General features: G+C 41.1%; 1 pseudogene. It reads left to right on the top strand.

The window, feature by feature from the left end:
• Nucleotides 1-477 (top strand): annotated as a pseudogene (locus C1E99_RS06795) (hypothetical protein); the annotation flags it as partial.

The following is a 477-nucleotide window of genomic DNA, read 5'->3' as shown; positions in this document are numbered from 1 at the left end:
CTGCCTTGTCCAAGGAAGAATGCCTCACTAGCGAGGGACTAAACCAACTCCTACAAGAAACCGAACAAGTATTGGATGAGGTGGAAGAAGCTATCTCACAAGAGCCTAAAGTCATCAAAACCTTAGAACTCTTTCAACACATTGTCGCGGATGCAGGTTATGGTAGTGAAGAAAATTATAGCTTTATCCTTGATGAACTGGAGAAAACACCTCTGATCCCCTACGGAACATATCAGAAAGAGCAGAAGAAAAGCTACAAGAAGAGTGATGCCAATCCTGAAAACTGGACTTACTTAGAAGATTCTGACCAGTGGATAAAACCAGATGGGGTTGTCTACTCGTTTAAGAATTATTCACGAAGAACGGACAAGTATGGATTTGAGAAAGATATTAAGATTTACGAAGCTGATCCTGTACAAGCTAGTGAGGAGTTAGACCAGTTAGCACGGACGGAAAAAGGAAATCTCAAACAAATTC

This window comes from Streptococcus suis (assembly GCF_002964045.1).
In the GTDB taxonomy this organism is placed as follows: domain Bacteria; phylum Bacillota; class Bacilli; order Lactobacillales; family Streptococcaceae; genus Streptococcus; species Streptococcus suis_U.
Note: the sequence above shows the minus strand (reverse complement) of the source record. Positions and strands in the feature narration are given on the sequence as shown.